The sequence below is a fragment of the Tenacibaculum sp. MAR_2009_124 genome (assembly GCF_900105455.1).
In the GTDB taxonomy this organism is placed as follows: domain Bacteria; phylum Bacteroidota; class Bacteroidia; order Flavobacteriales; family Flavobacteriaceae; genus Polaribacter.
Genome location: NZ_FNSF01000002.1, coordinates 762529 through 778020 on the forward strand (window position 1 = coordinate 762529; position 15492 = coordinate 778020).

Annotated in this window: 7 protein-coding genes, 2 tRNA genes and 2 rRNA genes; 10 read left to right on the forward strand and 1 reads right to left on the reverse strand. The window is 34.3% G+C overall.

Going from position 1 to position 15492, the window contains the following annotated elements; all coding sequences use genetic code 11:
• The first annotated feature begins 2 nt into the window (after positions 1–2).
• From BLW23_RS09950 to BLW23_RS09970, 5 genes are all read left to right on the forward strand, one after another.
• Entirely contained in the window at positions 3–1226 is a 1224-nt protein-coding gene (locus tag BLW23_RS09950) for a TolC family protein (RefSeq protein WP_093669326.1), read from the forward strand.
• A 5-nt stretch (positions 1227–1231) separates the two neighbouring features.
• Positions 1232–2938, forward strand: a complete 1707-nt coding sequence (locus tag BLW23_RS09955) for an efflux RND transporter periplasmic adaptor subunit (protein ID WP_093669328.1) — start codon at positions 1232–1234, stop codon at positions 2936–2938.
• Between the two features lie 6 nt (positions 2939–2944).
• Entirely contained in the window at positions 2945–3361 is a 417-nt protein-coding gene (locus BLW23_RS09960) for a heavy-metal-associated domain-containing protein (protein ID WP_093669330.1), read from the forward strand.
• A gap of 273 nt (positions 3362–3634) precedes the next feature.
• Complete coding sequence (locus BLW23_RS09965; RefSeq protein WP_176829788.1) at positions 3635–5422, forward strand: tetratricopeptide repeat-containing sensor histidine kinase; 1788 nt, start codon at positions 3635–3637, stop codon at positions 5420–5422.
• Between the two features lie 16 nt (positions 5423–5438).
• Complete coding sequence (locus BLW23_RS09970) at positions 5439–6152, forward strand: LytR/AlgR family response regulator transcription factor (RefSeq protein WP_093669334.1); 714 nt, start codon at positions 5439–5441, stop codon at positions 6150–6152.
• A gap of 21 nt (positions 6153–6173) precedes the next feature.
• On the opposite strand, the gene BLW23_RS09975 is transcribed toward BLW23_RS09970, so the two are convergent.
• A complete protein-coding gene (locus tag BLW23_RS09975; protein ID WP_093669336.1) occupies positions 6174–6566 on the reverse strand; it encodes a hypothetical protein in 393 nt (130 codons plus the stop codon).
• Between the two features lie 2537 nt (positions 6567–9103).
• On the opposite strand from BLW23_RS09975, the gene BLW23_RS09980 reads away from it, so the two are divergent.
• The 5 genes from BLW23_RS09980 to BLW23_RS10000 all read left to right on the forward strand — a co-directional run.
• Positions 9104–10399: a sensor histidine kinase gene (locus BLW23_RS09980; RefSeq protein ID WP_093669338.1), complete on the forward strand. Its 1296-nt coding sequence runs from the start codon at positions 9104–9106 to the stop codon at positions 10397–10399.
• Between the two features lie 777 nt (positions 10400–11176).
• Positions 11177–12698 (forward strand): 16S ribosomal RNA (locus BLW23_RS09985).
• A 91-nt stretch (positions 12699–12789) separates the two neighbouring features.
• Positions 12790–12863: transfer RNA gene (locus tag BLW23_RS09990), tRNA-Ile, on the forward strand.
• A 96-nt stretch (positions 12864–12959) separates the two neighbouring features.
• A tRNA-Ala gene (locus BLW23_RS09995) sits at positions 12960–13033 on the forward strand.
• Positions 13034–13256: 223 nt separating this feature from the next.
• A 23S ribosomal RNA gene (locus BLW23_RS10000) occupies positions 13257–15492 on the forward strand; the annotation flags it as partial.

Genomic DNA, 15492 nt, shown 5'->3' on the forward strand with positions numbered 1-15492 from the left:
GGATGAGAAAAATTCAATGGGTATTCGTTTGTTTGTGTTTGTTTTTCGGACTGAAATCAGAAGCGCAAGAATTACAAATGTTAATTAATAAGGCTCTAGAAAACAGTCCTAGAATACAGCAAATAGAAAAGAAGTATGAGCGTACTTTAGAGCGTAAAAAGGAAGTAAATACATTACCCAATACGGAAATTGGAGCTGGGGTATTTGTGAGCACCCCTGAAACTAGAACGGGAGCACAACGGTTTAAGCTTTCTGCAAAGCAAATGATACCTTGGTTTGGAACAATTACTGCTCGAGAGAATTATATAAAGAGTTTATCTGAAGCAAGCTATCAAGAAATTGTTATAACGAAACGAAAATTAGTTAACTCAGTTACACAATTATACTATAAGTTGTATGAGAGCAAAGCTAAACAAAAGGTACTTGAGGAAAATAGGAAGCTATTAGAAACGTATGAAAAATTAGCATTAACCTCTTTAGAAGTAGATAAAGCATCGGCTGTGGATGTATTGAAACTTCAAATACGTCAAAACGAAATAATTCAACAAAAAGAAATATTACAAGAACAATTCTTAGGAGAACAAGCATCTTTAAATAAGATGTTGAATAGAGAGGCTGACGTTTCAATTAAAGTTCCTGAAAGTATTGGGCCGATAGAAAAGTTTAAAGTGATAAACGTTGATAATTTAAAAGTTCATCCAGAATTAGTGAAATATGATAAGTTATATGCGTCAGTAATGCAGTCGGAATTGCTCAATAAGAAGAATGAAAAACCATTAATAGGTTTTGGTATAGATTATATAAATGTAGAAGAGAGGCCTAATATGAATTTTAACGACAATGGTAAGGATATTATAATGCCAATGGTTTCGGTATCAATACCACTATTTAACAATAAGAACAAATCTTTAAGTAAGCAAAATAGGTTACAACAAGAAGAAATAAGTTTTCAAAAGCAAGAAAGGAAAAATGTATTGGAAGCTACATTAAAAAATGCAATAGCAAAACAAAAGGCAGCTGTTATTGCTTATCAAACTAATGCTAAGAATTTAGGTCAAGCAAAAAGTGCTGAGCAAATATTATTGAAAAGTTATGAAACAGGAATTATTGAATTTAATGATGTTCTTGATATTCAGGAATTACAATTAAGGTTTCAAATGAATATGATAACGTCTGTGGTGAACTATTATGAAAAAAGGAGTTTGATTAATTATTTAATAAAATAGAAAGAATGAAAAAATATATACTATATGTAGGGTTAGTTCTTTTAGGAGTGATGATGGGAAAGTTTCTTTTACCAACATCGTTGGGAAAGGAAGATAGTCATGTGCATTTTGAAAAAGCCGTCAACAAAACTGAATTTTGGACATGTTCAATGCATCCTCAAATTAGACAGACTGAACCTGGTGATTGTCCGATTTGTGGAATGGATTTAATCCCAGCAGAAGTTGGTGAAGGTGATTTGATGGCCAATCAGTTTAAAATGACGAAAAATGCGATAGCACTTGGTAACATTCAAACAATGGTAGTTGGAATGGATACAAGCGGTAAATCTGAGGTAATGCTGTCTGGAAAAATTGTAGAAAATGAACAATTGAACACAATACAATCCAGTTATTTTTCAGGAAGGATTGAAAGTTTAAAAGTTAATTTTACTGGAGAAAAAGTTTCTAAAGGGCAATTACTAGCAACAATCTATTCGCCCGGTCTGGTCAAAGCACAACAAGAGTTGTTAACGGCGGCTTCATTAAAAGAAATACAGCCTGCTTTATATAAGGCGGTAAGAAATAAATTGAGGCTTTGGAAATTGTCAGATAATCAAATCAATCAAATAGAGAAGTCAAAAAAGGTAAAAGAAAACTTTCCAGTTTATGCAACAGTTTCAGGAACCGTTTTAGAAAAAATGGTTGAGGTAGGCGATTATGTAAAACAAGGACAAGGATTATTTAAAATGGCCAATCTAAACAATGTTTGGGCAAGTTTTGATGTGTATGAAAATCAAATAAGTCTGTTTAAAACAGGTCAAACTATCGAAGTAGAATCTAATGCATTTGCTGGGAAAACTTTTAAAGCGAAAGTGTCTTTTATTGACCCTACGGTTAATCCTAATACCAGAGTTGTAAAGTTAAGAGCAAATCTATCTAATTCAGAACAAAAGTTTAAACCAGGAATGTTTATAAAAGGTACGGTTGAACGATTAGAACTTAATGAAAAAAAGAGTATCGTTATTCCAGCTTCGGCGGTATTATGGACGGGTAAGCGTTCTGTTGTTTATGTTAAACCTAAAAAAGAAGTGCCTGTTTTTGAAATGAGAGAAGTAATACTCGGAAATAAAAATGGAGATATGTATGCTATTAACAAAGGAATTTCTTCAGGAGATGAAATAGTCACCAATGGTGTTTTTACAGTTGATGCCTCTGCACAGCTCCATGGAAAGAAATCAATGATGAATCATCAAAAATCAATTCAAGATACTTTTGAAGTGGTGCCAGATTTTATAAAGCAATTGCAGAGTAGTTATAATTCATATATAGAAGTAAAAAATGCTTTGGTTAAAACTGATAAAGTGAAAGCCAGTGAAATGGCAAAAGAATTTAATATGAACCTAGCACATATAGATAGTAATCTCCTGAGTAATAAGGCTCGTAAACAATGGATGCTTTTGGAAAATGTTATGGAATCGAGCAGTCTGAAAATAGAGATGGTAGAAACTATCCAAGAACAAAGAGCTCAATTTAGAGTTTTGTCTAATCATTTGATTTTAGCCATTGAGCTTTTCGGTATACAAGAAACGGTGTATAAGCAGTACTGCCCAATGGCAAATAGCGATAAAGGTGCTTATTGGTTAAGTAAAGAAAAACAAATAACAAACCCGTATTTTGGAGATAAAATGTTGAAATGTGGGGAAGTAAAACAAGTAATAAATCATTTAAATTAATAAATTATGAGAAATATAGTAATGAGCATAGCGCTAGTGGCTATCGTGGGATTCGTAAGTTGTAAAAACGAAGGGAAAAAAGAAACAAAAGTAACTAATGAAAAAGAAATGGCTATGAGTAAAGCATCGTTTGGAGTTAGAGGTAATTGTGGAATGTGTAAAAGTACTATTGAGAAGGCTGCGAATGGAGTTGAAGGAGTGACAAGTGCCAATTGGGATAAAAACAAAAAAGAAATACATGTTACTTTTAATGATGCTAAAACAAGTGTTGAAGTAGTACATAAAGCTATCGCTAATTCTGGATACGATACAGACAAGATGTCGGGGAGTAAAGAGTCATATCAAAATTTACCAGGATGTTGTCAGTACGATAATGAAATGAAAATGAGTTTAAAGAATGGTGAAACTCAAGAAACACATTAAAATAGATGGTTAAAAAGAATAACAGTCTTTAAATTAATAAAAAGACTGTTATTCTTTTTTAAATCAATTCGTTAATTCGTGAAAAATAGTATTTTTGATATAGATTTTAGTAGTGTGATAAATTTTTCCAAAAGTGAATAAAAATTTTTCGAAAGGTTGTTTTTTACACGAATTAATTCTGTTAATGAAACAGTAAATAAGGACGGTTAGGGTATGGTTGTGTCAAAAAAAAGTTGCTTCTTTTGTTTTTTAATTTTCTTAACAGTAACAAGTGTGTTTTCTCAGAATGATATTTTTGAGAAGGCAGATTCTTTACGAAAAGCCAGTGGCTTGAAAAAGAGGTATTTAAATGAATTAAAGCGAATATCAAAAATATTAGACGCTGAACGAAATAATACAGGAATTTTAAAACTACATATAAGGTTATTAGAATATTATAAACAAGGAGATTATAAAGAAGATTCAATTGTAAAATATTTTAAGAAAGGAAAGTTACTCTCAAGAGAATATGAAAATAAATCATATGATCTAAATTTTGATTATATGTGGGGCGATCATTTGGTGTCAAAAGGAAACTATACAGAAGCTCTAATCGAATTTCAAAAGTTAGAAAAAATTCTGAATGAAAAAGAACATGAATTTCTGCCGAATTTTTATGACGCCTATGCAAGGTTACTATATTTTTTAGGAGATTATGGAAAGTCGTTTTCCATGTTGAAAAAGGAAGCGAAAATATTTGAAAAAAGAGATAAATATGAAAACATATGTGCTGTTTATAATAATTTAGGAATACTTTATAAGGCTAGAAAACAAAAGGATTCAGCACTACATTATCACAGAAAAACACAAAAACTAAACTTAAAACATAAAGATACTTTAGGTGTAATTATGTCTTATAATAATATAGGACTTACGTATTATGAAAACAACGATTTATTTAATGCCGAGAAATATTTTATAAAGGCTTTTAATTACGCACCAGGAAGAGTAACAAAAAGTTTATTAAGTAACTATGCTAAAATTTTATTGCTTAGAAGAGATTATGTTAACGCTGAGAAATTTTTAATAGAAGTAAAAGAAAACGCAGAAACAAAAAGGTTACTTAAAGATGCCTTGACACAATTAGTGACGCTCAATAAAGTACAAAAAAAATATAAAGAAGCTTCTGCATATCAAGATGAGTTAAGTTTAGTAACTGCCCAACTTTTGGACGAAATTAAAATAAAAGAAATTAAGAAACTTCAAGTTGTCCATGAAACAGAGAGAAAGGAACATCAAATTTTAGCGCTTCAAGAAAAAAATAGAACCCAAGAAACAATAATTGAAAAGAATAAGCTTATTGCAGTAATTTTCTTGATTGTATTACTTTTAATATTGGTGGTGTTTTTAATGTATTTAAGAAATAAGATTAATGTAGATAAACTAAACCGTATTCAATTGCAACAAAGGTTATTAAGGTCTCAAATGAATCCTCACTTTATTTTCAACGCATTATCAAATATTCAAGCCAACATTTTAAAACGAGAAAATGATAAAGCCGTAAAATATTTAGGAAAATTTGCGAAGTTACTTCGGTACAATTTGGAAAATACTAATTTAAATAAAGCATTGTTTTCCAGTGAAATTCAATCATTGATTGATTATTTGGAAATGCAAAAGTTAAGACTTAATAATAATTTGGATTATGAGGTTGATATTGATGATAATCTTGAACAAGATTTTACCAAAATACCAGCGATGATTATTCAACCAATTATTGAAAATGCAATTGAACATGGAGTAGAAGGTGTTGATAAGCCTAGAATAAGTTTGAAGATTGAAGATTTAGATGACAAAATAGAATGTGTCATAAAAGATAATGGAATAGGCTACTCAATATCTTTGAAAAAGAAGAAACAGAAAAAGGAATCGTATGCAACATCGATTATAAAAAAACGATTAGATTTATTGTCTAAAAAAACAAAGTTATCTTTTCGTTTTACTATTGAAGATATCATAGAAAAAGAAAAAATACAAGGGACAAAAGTGGTAATAACTCTACCTATTTTTAATGTAGAGTAAAAAAGGGGATTTTTTAATGAGAACGATTATTGTAGATGATGAGAAGCAAATTAGAGATGGATTAAAAATTTTGCTTTCTCCAATAAAAGATGTAAAAATTGTAGGTGAAGCATCCAATATAAAAGAAGCGGCTAATAAAATTAATGACCTGAAACCTGATTTGGTTTTATTAGACATTCAAATTAAAGATAAAACAGGTTTTGATATGCTCGATGAATTAAGCAATCATAATTTTAAACTAATCTTTATCACAGCGTTTAATGAATATGCAATAAAGGCATTTAAATACAATGCTTTTGACTATCTATTAAAACCAATAGATCCTGAAGAGCTTAATAATACAATTGAACGATTGAAAGAACATTCAGCCTATGACAATCGACAACAAATGGAAGTGTTAAGAGAAAATAAGGAGCTAAACAGGATTGTAATTAAAACTACGGAGCAGATATATGTTTTAGATTTGGAAGAAATAGTTCACTGTAGAGCAGATCAAGGGTATACCCATTTTTATACCAAAAATAAAAAGCATATTTTAAGTTCAAAAACATTGAAGGAGTATAACGAAATGCTACCGAAAGAAAAGTTTATTCGTGTGCATCAATCACACTTAGTCAATTGGGAGTACGTTTCGTCATATGAAAAAAAAGGCGAGCTAATATTGAAAAATAGTGAGCGAATTCCGGTGTCGGTAAGAAGAAGGCATATTGTGGCTGAATTACTAAATTAAGTTGTTTTAATTCTACAATAACTATTTCTCAGGATAAAGTAGGTACTTGTTATGATTTTCATAGTTCTTAAAATAATCAGAACCTTTACCAATACGTTTGGTTAAATTAAGGGTTCCATATTGGCTTGGAGTAAAGTTAAAAAATATGCTGCTAAATGAAGATCCTGAGTTTCCAGTGTCCACGGCTATTTCGAATACTTGAAATCTAAATTTATGAATAGCAATGTTTTTATTCCAACACACGTGCATTGGAACAAACCAGATAAAAGAAAACCAACCTATAAAGGCTATAGAAAAGAGCTTAGGAAATAGTTGTAGCCATTTTTTGGATTCGGACGCGTTGATTAAAGTTTTTATTAAACTAAAAATAAGAATTATGCTAATAGAAAGAAAAATGAGTATGGGATTTTCCATAAATTATGGTTGATGGTTAAGAAAATGATTCTAGTTATTATTAATTCGGTTAGGAATTAATTGTAATTATATGTAGGGGAAAGGTGGTATAACAGTACATCGCAATATTAATTCGCTCAAATCTAACCTTTCAATAGAGCAAGGTCAGTGTTTTAAGCAATTCTAAAATCCAGTTTTTTTAATTTTATAAAAATGGGAAGCGCCTATTTTCCCCCCTCTGACAACTTCCCACCTGTACAACTATTTAGTTAAAAAACTAATAATTAAAAAAACTATATGTACTACGAGACGAAGATACATTTAGGGTTGAAGGTTTTAAGAAATGATTATTATTCGTAGGAGGTTATTCTGTATGCGTTTAAGAAAAGTAAATGTTTTGATTTACAAAAGGTTTTGTCGTGAAAAAAGTAATATGTGGCGAAGAAAAAACAGAAGTATCTCTTAGGACGAAACACTTCTGCTAAAAAACTAACCAAACTTCTAAAAATGAATAAACAATATTTAAAAATCTAGAATGAAATTACAATTAAGTTGGTTAACTCTATCAACTCTTAGTTAAAACGTGTTCTTGTTTCGATGAAAGTATTTGAATATAGAGGTAAGTGAAGTTTGAGTATCTTTAAATATTTTGGATAACGGAATTGAAGAAAAGTTATTCCTAATATAGTGATTACTTACTTGATGAATTTGGAGCAAAAATATTTTAGTTTATAAAAAAAACTAATGTACCAGGGAGCATATGTATAGGTAATATCATCGTTAGTATTATTGTGGATTATATTTTCAGCCATACTTTTACTAACCCATTTGTAAATGTTTGATCTTGATTTTTTCATAGACTGTTTAACAAGTACTAAATTTTGTTTCTTCATTATTTAGGGGTATAAAATAAGTGGTTAATTTGACTATTAAACCTTAAGAGAAGAATGAGATTAAGTTTATTCTAAACAAATACAACCAAAGGTAAATTTATTTTACAGTATTCATTTTTATCAAGTTTTTAGGTCAAAAGAAGTTGAATTAGGATGAAGTGTAGGAACTAGTTCGTTTAATGAAAAACATACCTAATTTAAAAACAAAACCTCAAAGAAATACTTTGAGGTTTTACTTAGAAGGGTTTAGAGTGTTATTCGATATCACTATTAGCAAATAACATTCCAAAGATATATTAGTTAATACTGCTAAGCAATAAGTAATAACCCTGAATTGCAACTCATGGTTAACCCTTAATAGAAATTAATATTCCCTGATATGAGTCATGAGTTTTTTAACAATAAATATTATGTAAAAAATTATTTCCTAATACTTTACGCTTAATTCATAAAAGTATAAATGATAAAAAAGCAATGTAAATAAGGAAAAAGTATTCTGTTAACCCTTCAAAAAAAACAGAATACTTTTTAAATTAAACCTTGCTTATATTTAGCACTTCAAAGAAAAGAGAATAAAAAAAAGTTTTCAAAAAAAATAGGTGATCGGTATTAAAAGTACGTTATAAAGTTATAACTAATAGATAAAGAGTTGTTTGTGTGAAATTAAAAAGAATCTATAACACTTTATAGATTCTTTTACTAACCAAACTTAGAAACACCATTAATATGATATTTAACTATATTAATTAGAAAAATTGAAAGTATAGTCTCCATTATAGCACAAAAAAGTTATAGCTTTCTATTCTTCAGGAGAGATGAAAAAAGAAGTATTCTCTGGAAATACTTCTTTCTAAATTAAGCATAAATCTATGTTAACAAAACATCCCTACGAGGATAAAATTATGGCAAACACAGATGATTCTATTTAAAAAAAGTTTATTCGGTATATTAAAACGACCAAACTTCAATATCTTCAGATGAATGGAGTTTTTCCTTTCAGAAAAAAGGTTCCACCTTACAGGAACCTTTTTATAGGTGTCATAATAAATTCCCGAACTTGAATTATAACATTTGCAATGTATACACAAAAACTGACATTTTAAATAAGTAAAATTGCTAGAAGTAAACCTAGTGATTCCCCTTAGGATGTATTGGTTATATCCCCTATAAGGTATAATGTTAAATTTGGTTCGAATTTTGTATTTCCTGTTTTCATCTGTTTATTAAACAGCATAAAACTGCATTTAATCATTAGAAAGGGATCATTGACCTAACATTCAAATCATAAAGCTGTTGGTTTTATATTTTCGACGCTTTAAAGTTTAACTTTAGAGAGTAACAACATAAGGGAAGAGGTTTTTTAATCTCTTTCTTTTTTTTTGTCTACATTTTAGTTTGAGATGATAGCTTTTTAGTAAATCATTCACTGTATTTATATGAAACTTACGATAAGTAGATCCGTATACCAAGTTTTTATAATTTGAACGTTGGATAAATTAGATGACAAAGAGATAAATTCTAATAGCAGATATTAAGCGGTAAAACGAATAACTAAATTTATTAGCATCTTATCTATACATATTATACGTGTTAAAGAAAGAAATAGAGGTTGTTAAGTTTAAAATCCCTAAATTTAAAACAGAAATATTATTTGTCTGAACTTATATGAATAGGAGTTTTTTTAAGGAAATTGGAAAGTTAGAGAGCTTCGAGATTAAAAACAGTAGCATAGTATTGTGTTTAATAGCTCCTGGTTTATACTTATATTCTGTTTTAATTTTTATTTTTAATCCAAGTGCAATTGAAATAACGTATGCTCGTGAAATTTTCACTGTATTATTTTTACTTGTCGGACTTCTTCCTTTAACTAAAAATAGACAAATATTAAATTATTACGGAATTATAGTTTTCTTCTTGTTATTTTCTTTTCAACATTATTTAACTTACACAGTAGCACTAAATAATTTTTCTGTAGATTATTTATTGGGTACTTATATTGTAATGTTTGGAGGAATACTCATGCTAAACAATAGATGGTTAATTATTTTGTTTAGCACATTTCAGTTGCTACATATGACGTATAGGGTAACAACGAATAATGTGGATATAGTTACAGAAGGCGCTATTTTAATTTCTATTACCACCATATTTATATTTTCATTCATTATTCTGAATGGGGCAATGCATCATAGAAAAGGACTTGAAGAGATGAACTCTCAATTGGAGTCTAAGATAAAACAACGAACAATAGATTTAGAAAATAGAGCGAAGGAGTTGTATGAGCGTAATAAAGATCTAGAAGAATTTGCTTATGTTGTCTCGCATGATTTAAAAAGACCACTTCGTAATATCCACACTTTGGCAGAATGGGTTACTTCAAAAGAGCTTCTTGAGGAAAACAGTGTTCAAGAAGATTCAGAGATGTATGAGAATTTATTTATAATAAAGGAGCAGGTAGTTCAAATGGATATGCTTATCAATGGAATTTTGAATTACTCACTTCAAATGGAGAAAGAGAAGGAGATAAAAAAGGTAAATGTTGATTCCTTAGTGAAGAGGATTATTATGGTGAATACGGCTGAGAATTGTACAATAGAGGTAATTAATAAATTACCAGAAGTATATTTTAACGAATCTCAGTTATTACAGGTTTTTCAGAATTTGATACAAAATGCCATAAAACATAATGATAAGGAGAAAGTACATATCCAGATAGACGTTGATGAGAAGTTTAAAGACTATGTTTTTTCAATTTCCGATAATGGTCCAGGTATCGCAGAGAAATATCATCAGAAGATTTTCCAACTATTTCAGAAGTTAGAATTACAAGCACATGTTGATTCTATAGGGATAGGATTGGCTTTAGTGAAAAAGATTATCGAACGAAATGGAGGAAAAGTATGGCTAGAGAGTAAAAAAGGAGAAGGAACAACGTTCTATTTTATGGTAAGTAAACCATAAAAGAGTAAAATAGTATAGAAGGCGCCCTGTTAATTGAAAAATTATCAGGGCTTTTTTATGGGGTTATATAAAGGTATATAGAGTGTAATAATGGGGGTAACTGTTTGTATGAAAAACCAAAACTAAAAAGGGTAAAAAAACTTAGTCATACAATCGCTTGATATCTAGGTTTTTTTGAGGATATATTACGGGAGTTTTAAAATAACTTTAAAAAAGTGTTGTGGGGCTAAAAAATGGTTGTATGTTTGCAGCCGCTAACACGGAAACGCAGATACAGAGTTAGCAAGTTCATTGAGGTTAGGGTTGGATTAAGAGATATTAGGGAGTTGAAAAAATAAGTTAAAAAAAGCTTGTTTAGGAAGAAATAAAAATGGTATCTTTGCCATCCGATTTTGACGGCAAGTTCATTGATTTATTGCGGAGATTTCTTTAGAGTTTTGAGGAAACTTTTTTTTTAAAAAAAAGTTTGTCAGTTTTAAAAGAGTTTATATCTTTGCATCCGCTTTAAGAAAGCAACACGATCACGGAAATTTTGGAATGATTTGGAGTAAAAAAATCAGTTAGTTCGATTCTAACATTTCAACAAGAAGTTTATTGGGATTTTGGTTTAGAAGACTAAAAAGAACGGTAAACGAAGTTCATTGAAAATATTGAAATTGACAGCGTAATTTAAGAGATTAAATAAACAAAGAGTAGAATTACCACAGAGGCATCTTATTAAGATGTTTCACTTGAAATTCTTTTGAAGACTTGACATTACATAATATTAAAGATTATACAATGAAGAGTTTGATCCTGGCTCAGGATGAACGCTAGCGGCAGGCTTAACACATGCAAGTCGAGGGGTAACAGGAGTAGCTTGCTACTTGCTGACGACCGGCGCACGGGTGCGTAACGCGTATAGAATTTGCCTTGTACAGGAGGATAGCCTTTAGAAATGAAGATTAATACTCCATAATGTTGAATTCCGGCATCGGGATTTAATTAAAGATTTATCGGTACAAGATGACTATGCGTCCTATTAGCTAGATGGTAAGGTAACGGCTTACCATGGCAACGATAGGTAGGGGGTCTGAGAGGATTATCCCCCACACTGGTACTGAGACACGGACCAGACTCCTACGGGAGGCAGCAGTGAGGAATATTGGTCAATGGAGGCAACTCTGAACCAGCCATGCCGCGTGCAGGATGACTGCCCTATGGGTTGTAAACTGCTTTTATACAGGAAGAAACCGCTCTACGTGTAGAGTGCTGACGGTACTGTAAGAATAAGCACCGGCTAACTCCGTGCCAGCAGCCGCGGTAATACGGAGGGTGCAAGCGTTATCCGGAATCATTGGGTTTAAAGGGTCCGCAGGCGGTCAATTAAGTCAGAGGTGAAATCCTATAGCTTAACTATAGAACTGCCTTTGATACTGGTTGACTTGAGTTATACGGAAGTAGATAGAATGTGTAGTGTAGCGGTGAAATGCATAGATATTACACAGAATACCGATTGCGAAGGCAGTCTACTACGTATATACTGACGCTCATGGACGAAAGCGTGGGGAGCGAACAGGATTAGATACCCTGGTAGTCCACGCCGTAAACGATGGACACTAGTTGTTGGGCTTTGGCTCAGTGACTAAGCGAAAGTGATAAGTGTCCCACCTGGGGAGTACGATCGCAAGATTGAAACTCAAAGGAATTGACGGGGGCCCGCACAAGCGGTGGAGCATGTGGTTTAATTCGATGATACGCGAGGAACCTTACCAGGGCTTAAATGTGGTCTGACAGCTTTAGAGATAGAGTTTTCTTCGGACAGATCACAAGGTGCTGCATGGTTGTCGTCAGCTCGTGCCGTGAGGTGTCAGGTTAAGTCCTATAACGAGCGCAACCCCTATCGTTAGTTGCTAGCAGGTAATGCTGAGGACTCTAGCGAGACTGCCGGTGCAAACCGTGAGGAAGGTGGGGATGACGTCAAATCATCACGGCCCTTACGTCCTGGGCCACACACGTGCTACAATGGTATGGACAATGAGCAGCCACTATGCGAATAGGAGCGAATCTATAAACCATATCACAGTTCGGATCGGAGTCTGCAACTCGACTCCGTGAAGCTGGAATCGCTAGTAATCGGATATCAGCCATGATCCGGTGAATACGTTCCCGGGCCTTGTACACACCGCCCGTCAAGCCATGGAAGCTGGGGGTGCCTGAAGTCGGTTACCGCAAGGAGCTGCCTAGGGTAAAACTAGTAACTAGGGCTAAGTCGTAACAAGGTAGCCGTACCGGAAGGTGCGGCTGGAACACCTCCTTTCTAGAGAAGATGGTGTTAAGTTACTAAAGAAGTGTAATTTTACTCTGCTGTTAATTTTAAAAAAAAGAAGACTAAGCACAGATCTTAAAATAGTCTTGTAGCTCAGCTGGTTAGAGCGCTACACTGATAATGTAGAGGTCGGCAGTTCGAGTCTGCCCAGGACTACTTTTTTTAAAGAGATGTTTAATAGTTTTCAGGAAAAACTAGAAGTTGAGTAGTAGTTGAATAACTACTAACTACTATGTACTACTACTAGTATATGGGGGATTAGCTCAGCTGGCTAGAGCGCTTGCCTTGCACGCAAGAGGTCATCGGTTCGACTCCGATATTCTCCACTATGTATTGCCTATAGATAATTGGTATTATCTAAGAGCATTACACGAATAGCACTGATACTTATCAGTTGCGATTCGCAACGTTCATTGACATATTGGTAAAATGATATCGTAAAGAATCAAGATAGAGAGTTAGATTTAATATCTAACGACATATTTTTATAAAAAAATAATTAAGAATTATAAAGAGCTCGTTTCCGATTAACATCGGAAGCAAAAAGTACAATAAGCTAAATAAGGGCGTATGGAGGATGCCTAGGCTTTCAGAGGCGACGAAGGACGCGATAAGCTGCGATAAGTTACGGGGAGTGGCACATACATTATGATCCGTAAATTTCCGAATGGGGCAACCCGGTATATTGAAGATATATCACACCGCAAGGTGAGCAAACCCGGAGAACTGAAACATCTAAGTACCCGGAGGAGAAGAAAACAAAAGTGATTCCGCTAGTAGCGGCGAGCGAACGCGGAATAGCCCAAACCAATATTGTTACGGCAATATTGGGGTTGTAGGACTACAATATTCGAAGCATAGAGAACTAGAATAGTTTGGAAAGACTGACCAGAGAGAGTGATAGTCTCGTATAGGTAATCGAAGTTAAGATAGTAGTATCCTGAGTAGTGCGGGACACGTGTAATCCTGTATGAATCTGGCGGGACCATCCGCCAAGGCTAAATACTCCTGAAAGACCGATAGTGAACTAGTACCGTGAGGGAAAGGTGAAAAGAACCCTAAGTAAGGGAGTGAAATAGAACCTGAAACCGTACGCCTACAAGCGGTCGGAGCATCTACGGATGTGACGGCGTGCCTTTTGCATAATGAGCCTACGAGTTACTGTTACTAGCAAGGTTAAGAATTTAAGGTTCGGAGCCGAAGCGAAAGCGAGTCTGAATAGGGCGCTTAAGTTAGTAGTAGTAGACGCGAAACCGAGTGATCTACCCATGGGCAGGTTGAAGCTGTGGTAACACACAGTGGAGGACCGAACCAGTTGACGTTGAAAAGTCTTTGGATGACCTGTGGGTAGGGGTGAAAGGCCAATCAAACTCGGAAATAGCTCGTACTCCCCGAAATGCATTTAGGTGCAGCGTTGATTAAAAGTTTTATAGAGGTAGAGCTACTGATTGGATGCGGGGGCTTCACCGCCTACCAATTCCTGACAAACTCCGAATGCTATAAAATGTTTATCAGCAGTGAGGGCATGGGTGCTAAGGTCCATGTCCGAGAGGGAAAGAACCCAGACCATCAGCTAAGGTCCCCAAATATATGTTAAGTTGAAAAAACGAGGTGAAACTGCTTAGACAGCTAGGATGTTGGCTTGGAAGCAGCCATTCATTTAAAGAGTGCGTAACAGCTCACTAGTCGAGCGGTTTTGCATGGATAATAATCGGGCATAAACATATTACCGAAGCTATGGACTTTAAAAGTGGTAGGGGAGCATTCTATTTGTGTAGAAGGTGGACTGTGAGGTCTGCTGGAACGGATAGAAAAGAAAATGTAGGCATAAGTAACGATAATGCAGGTGAGAAACCTGCACACCGAAAGACTAAGGTTTCCTCAGCGATGCTAATCAGCTGAGGGTTAGTCGGGACCTAAGGCGAATCCGAAGGGAGTAGTCGATGGACAACAGGTTAATATTCCTGTACTTCTTATAAATGCGATGGGGTGACGGAGTAATGAACCCGCCGCGAGCTGACGGAATAGCTCGTTGAAACATGTAGGTATTAGTTCTGTAGGCAAATCCGCAGAACTAGCTAAAGTGTGATAGTACCACAACTCTTCGGAAGCGTGGATAGTGCGGTTAAGAACTTCCAAGAAAAACCTCTAAGCTCTAGTTTATAAGAACCCGTACCGTAAACCGACACAGGTAGTTGGGATGAGAATTCTAAGGTGCTCGAGAGATTCATGGCTAAGGAACTAGGCAAAATCGACCTGTAACTTCGGGAGAAAGGTCGCCTACTTCGGTAGGCCGCAGTGAAAAGATCCAGGCGACTGTTTATCAAAAACACAGGGCTATGCTAAATTGAAAGATGATGTATATGGCCTGACACCTGCCCGGTGCTGGAAGGTTAAGTGGAGGGTTTAGCTTCGGCGAAGATCTCAAATGAAGCCCCAGTAAACGGCGGCCGTAACTATAACGGTCCTAAGGTAGCGAAATTCCTTGTCGGGTAAGTTCCGACCTGCACGAATGGTGCAACGATCTGGATACTGTCTCAGCCATGAGCTCGGTGAAATTGTAGTATCGGTGAAGATGCCGATTACCCGCAGCGGGACGAAAAGACCCCGTGAACCTTTACTATAGCTTCGTATTGACTTTGGATAAGTAATGTGTAGGATAGGTGGGAGACAATGAAGTGGCGTCGCTAGGCGTTGTGGAGTCGTCCTTGAAATACCACCCTTTGCTTATCTAGAGCCTAACTCAGCGATGAGAAACAGTGCGTGGTGGGTAGTTTGACTGGGG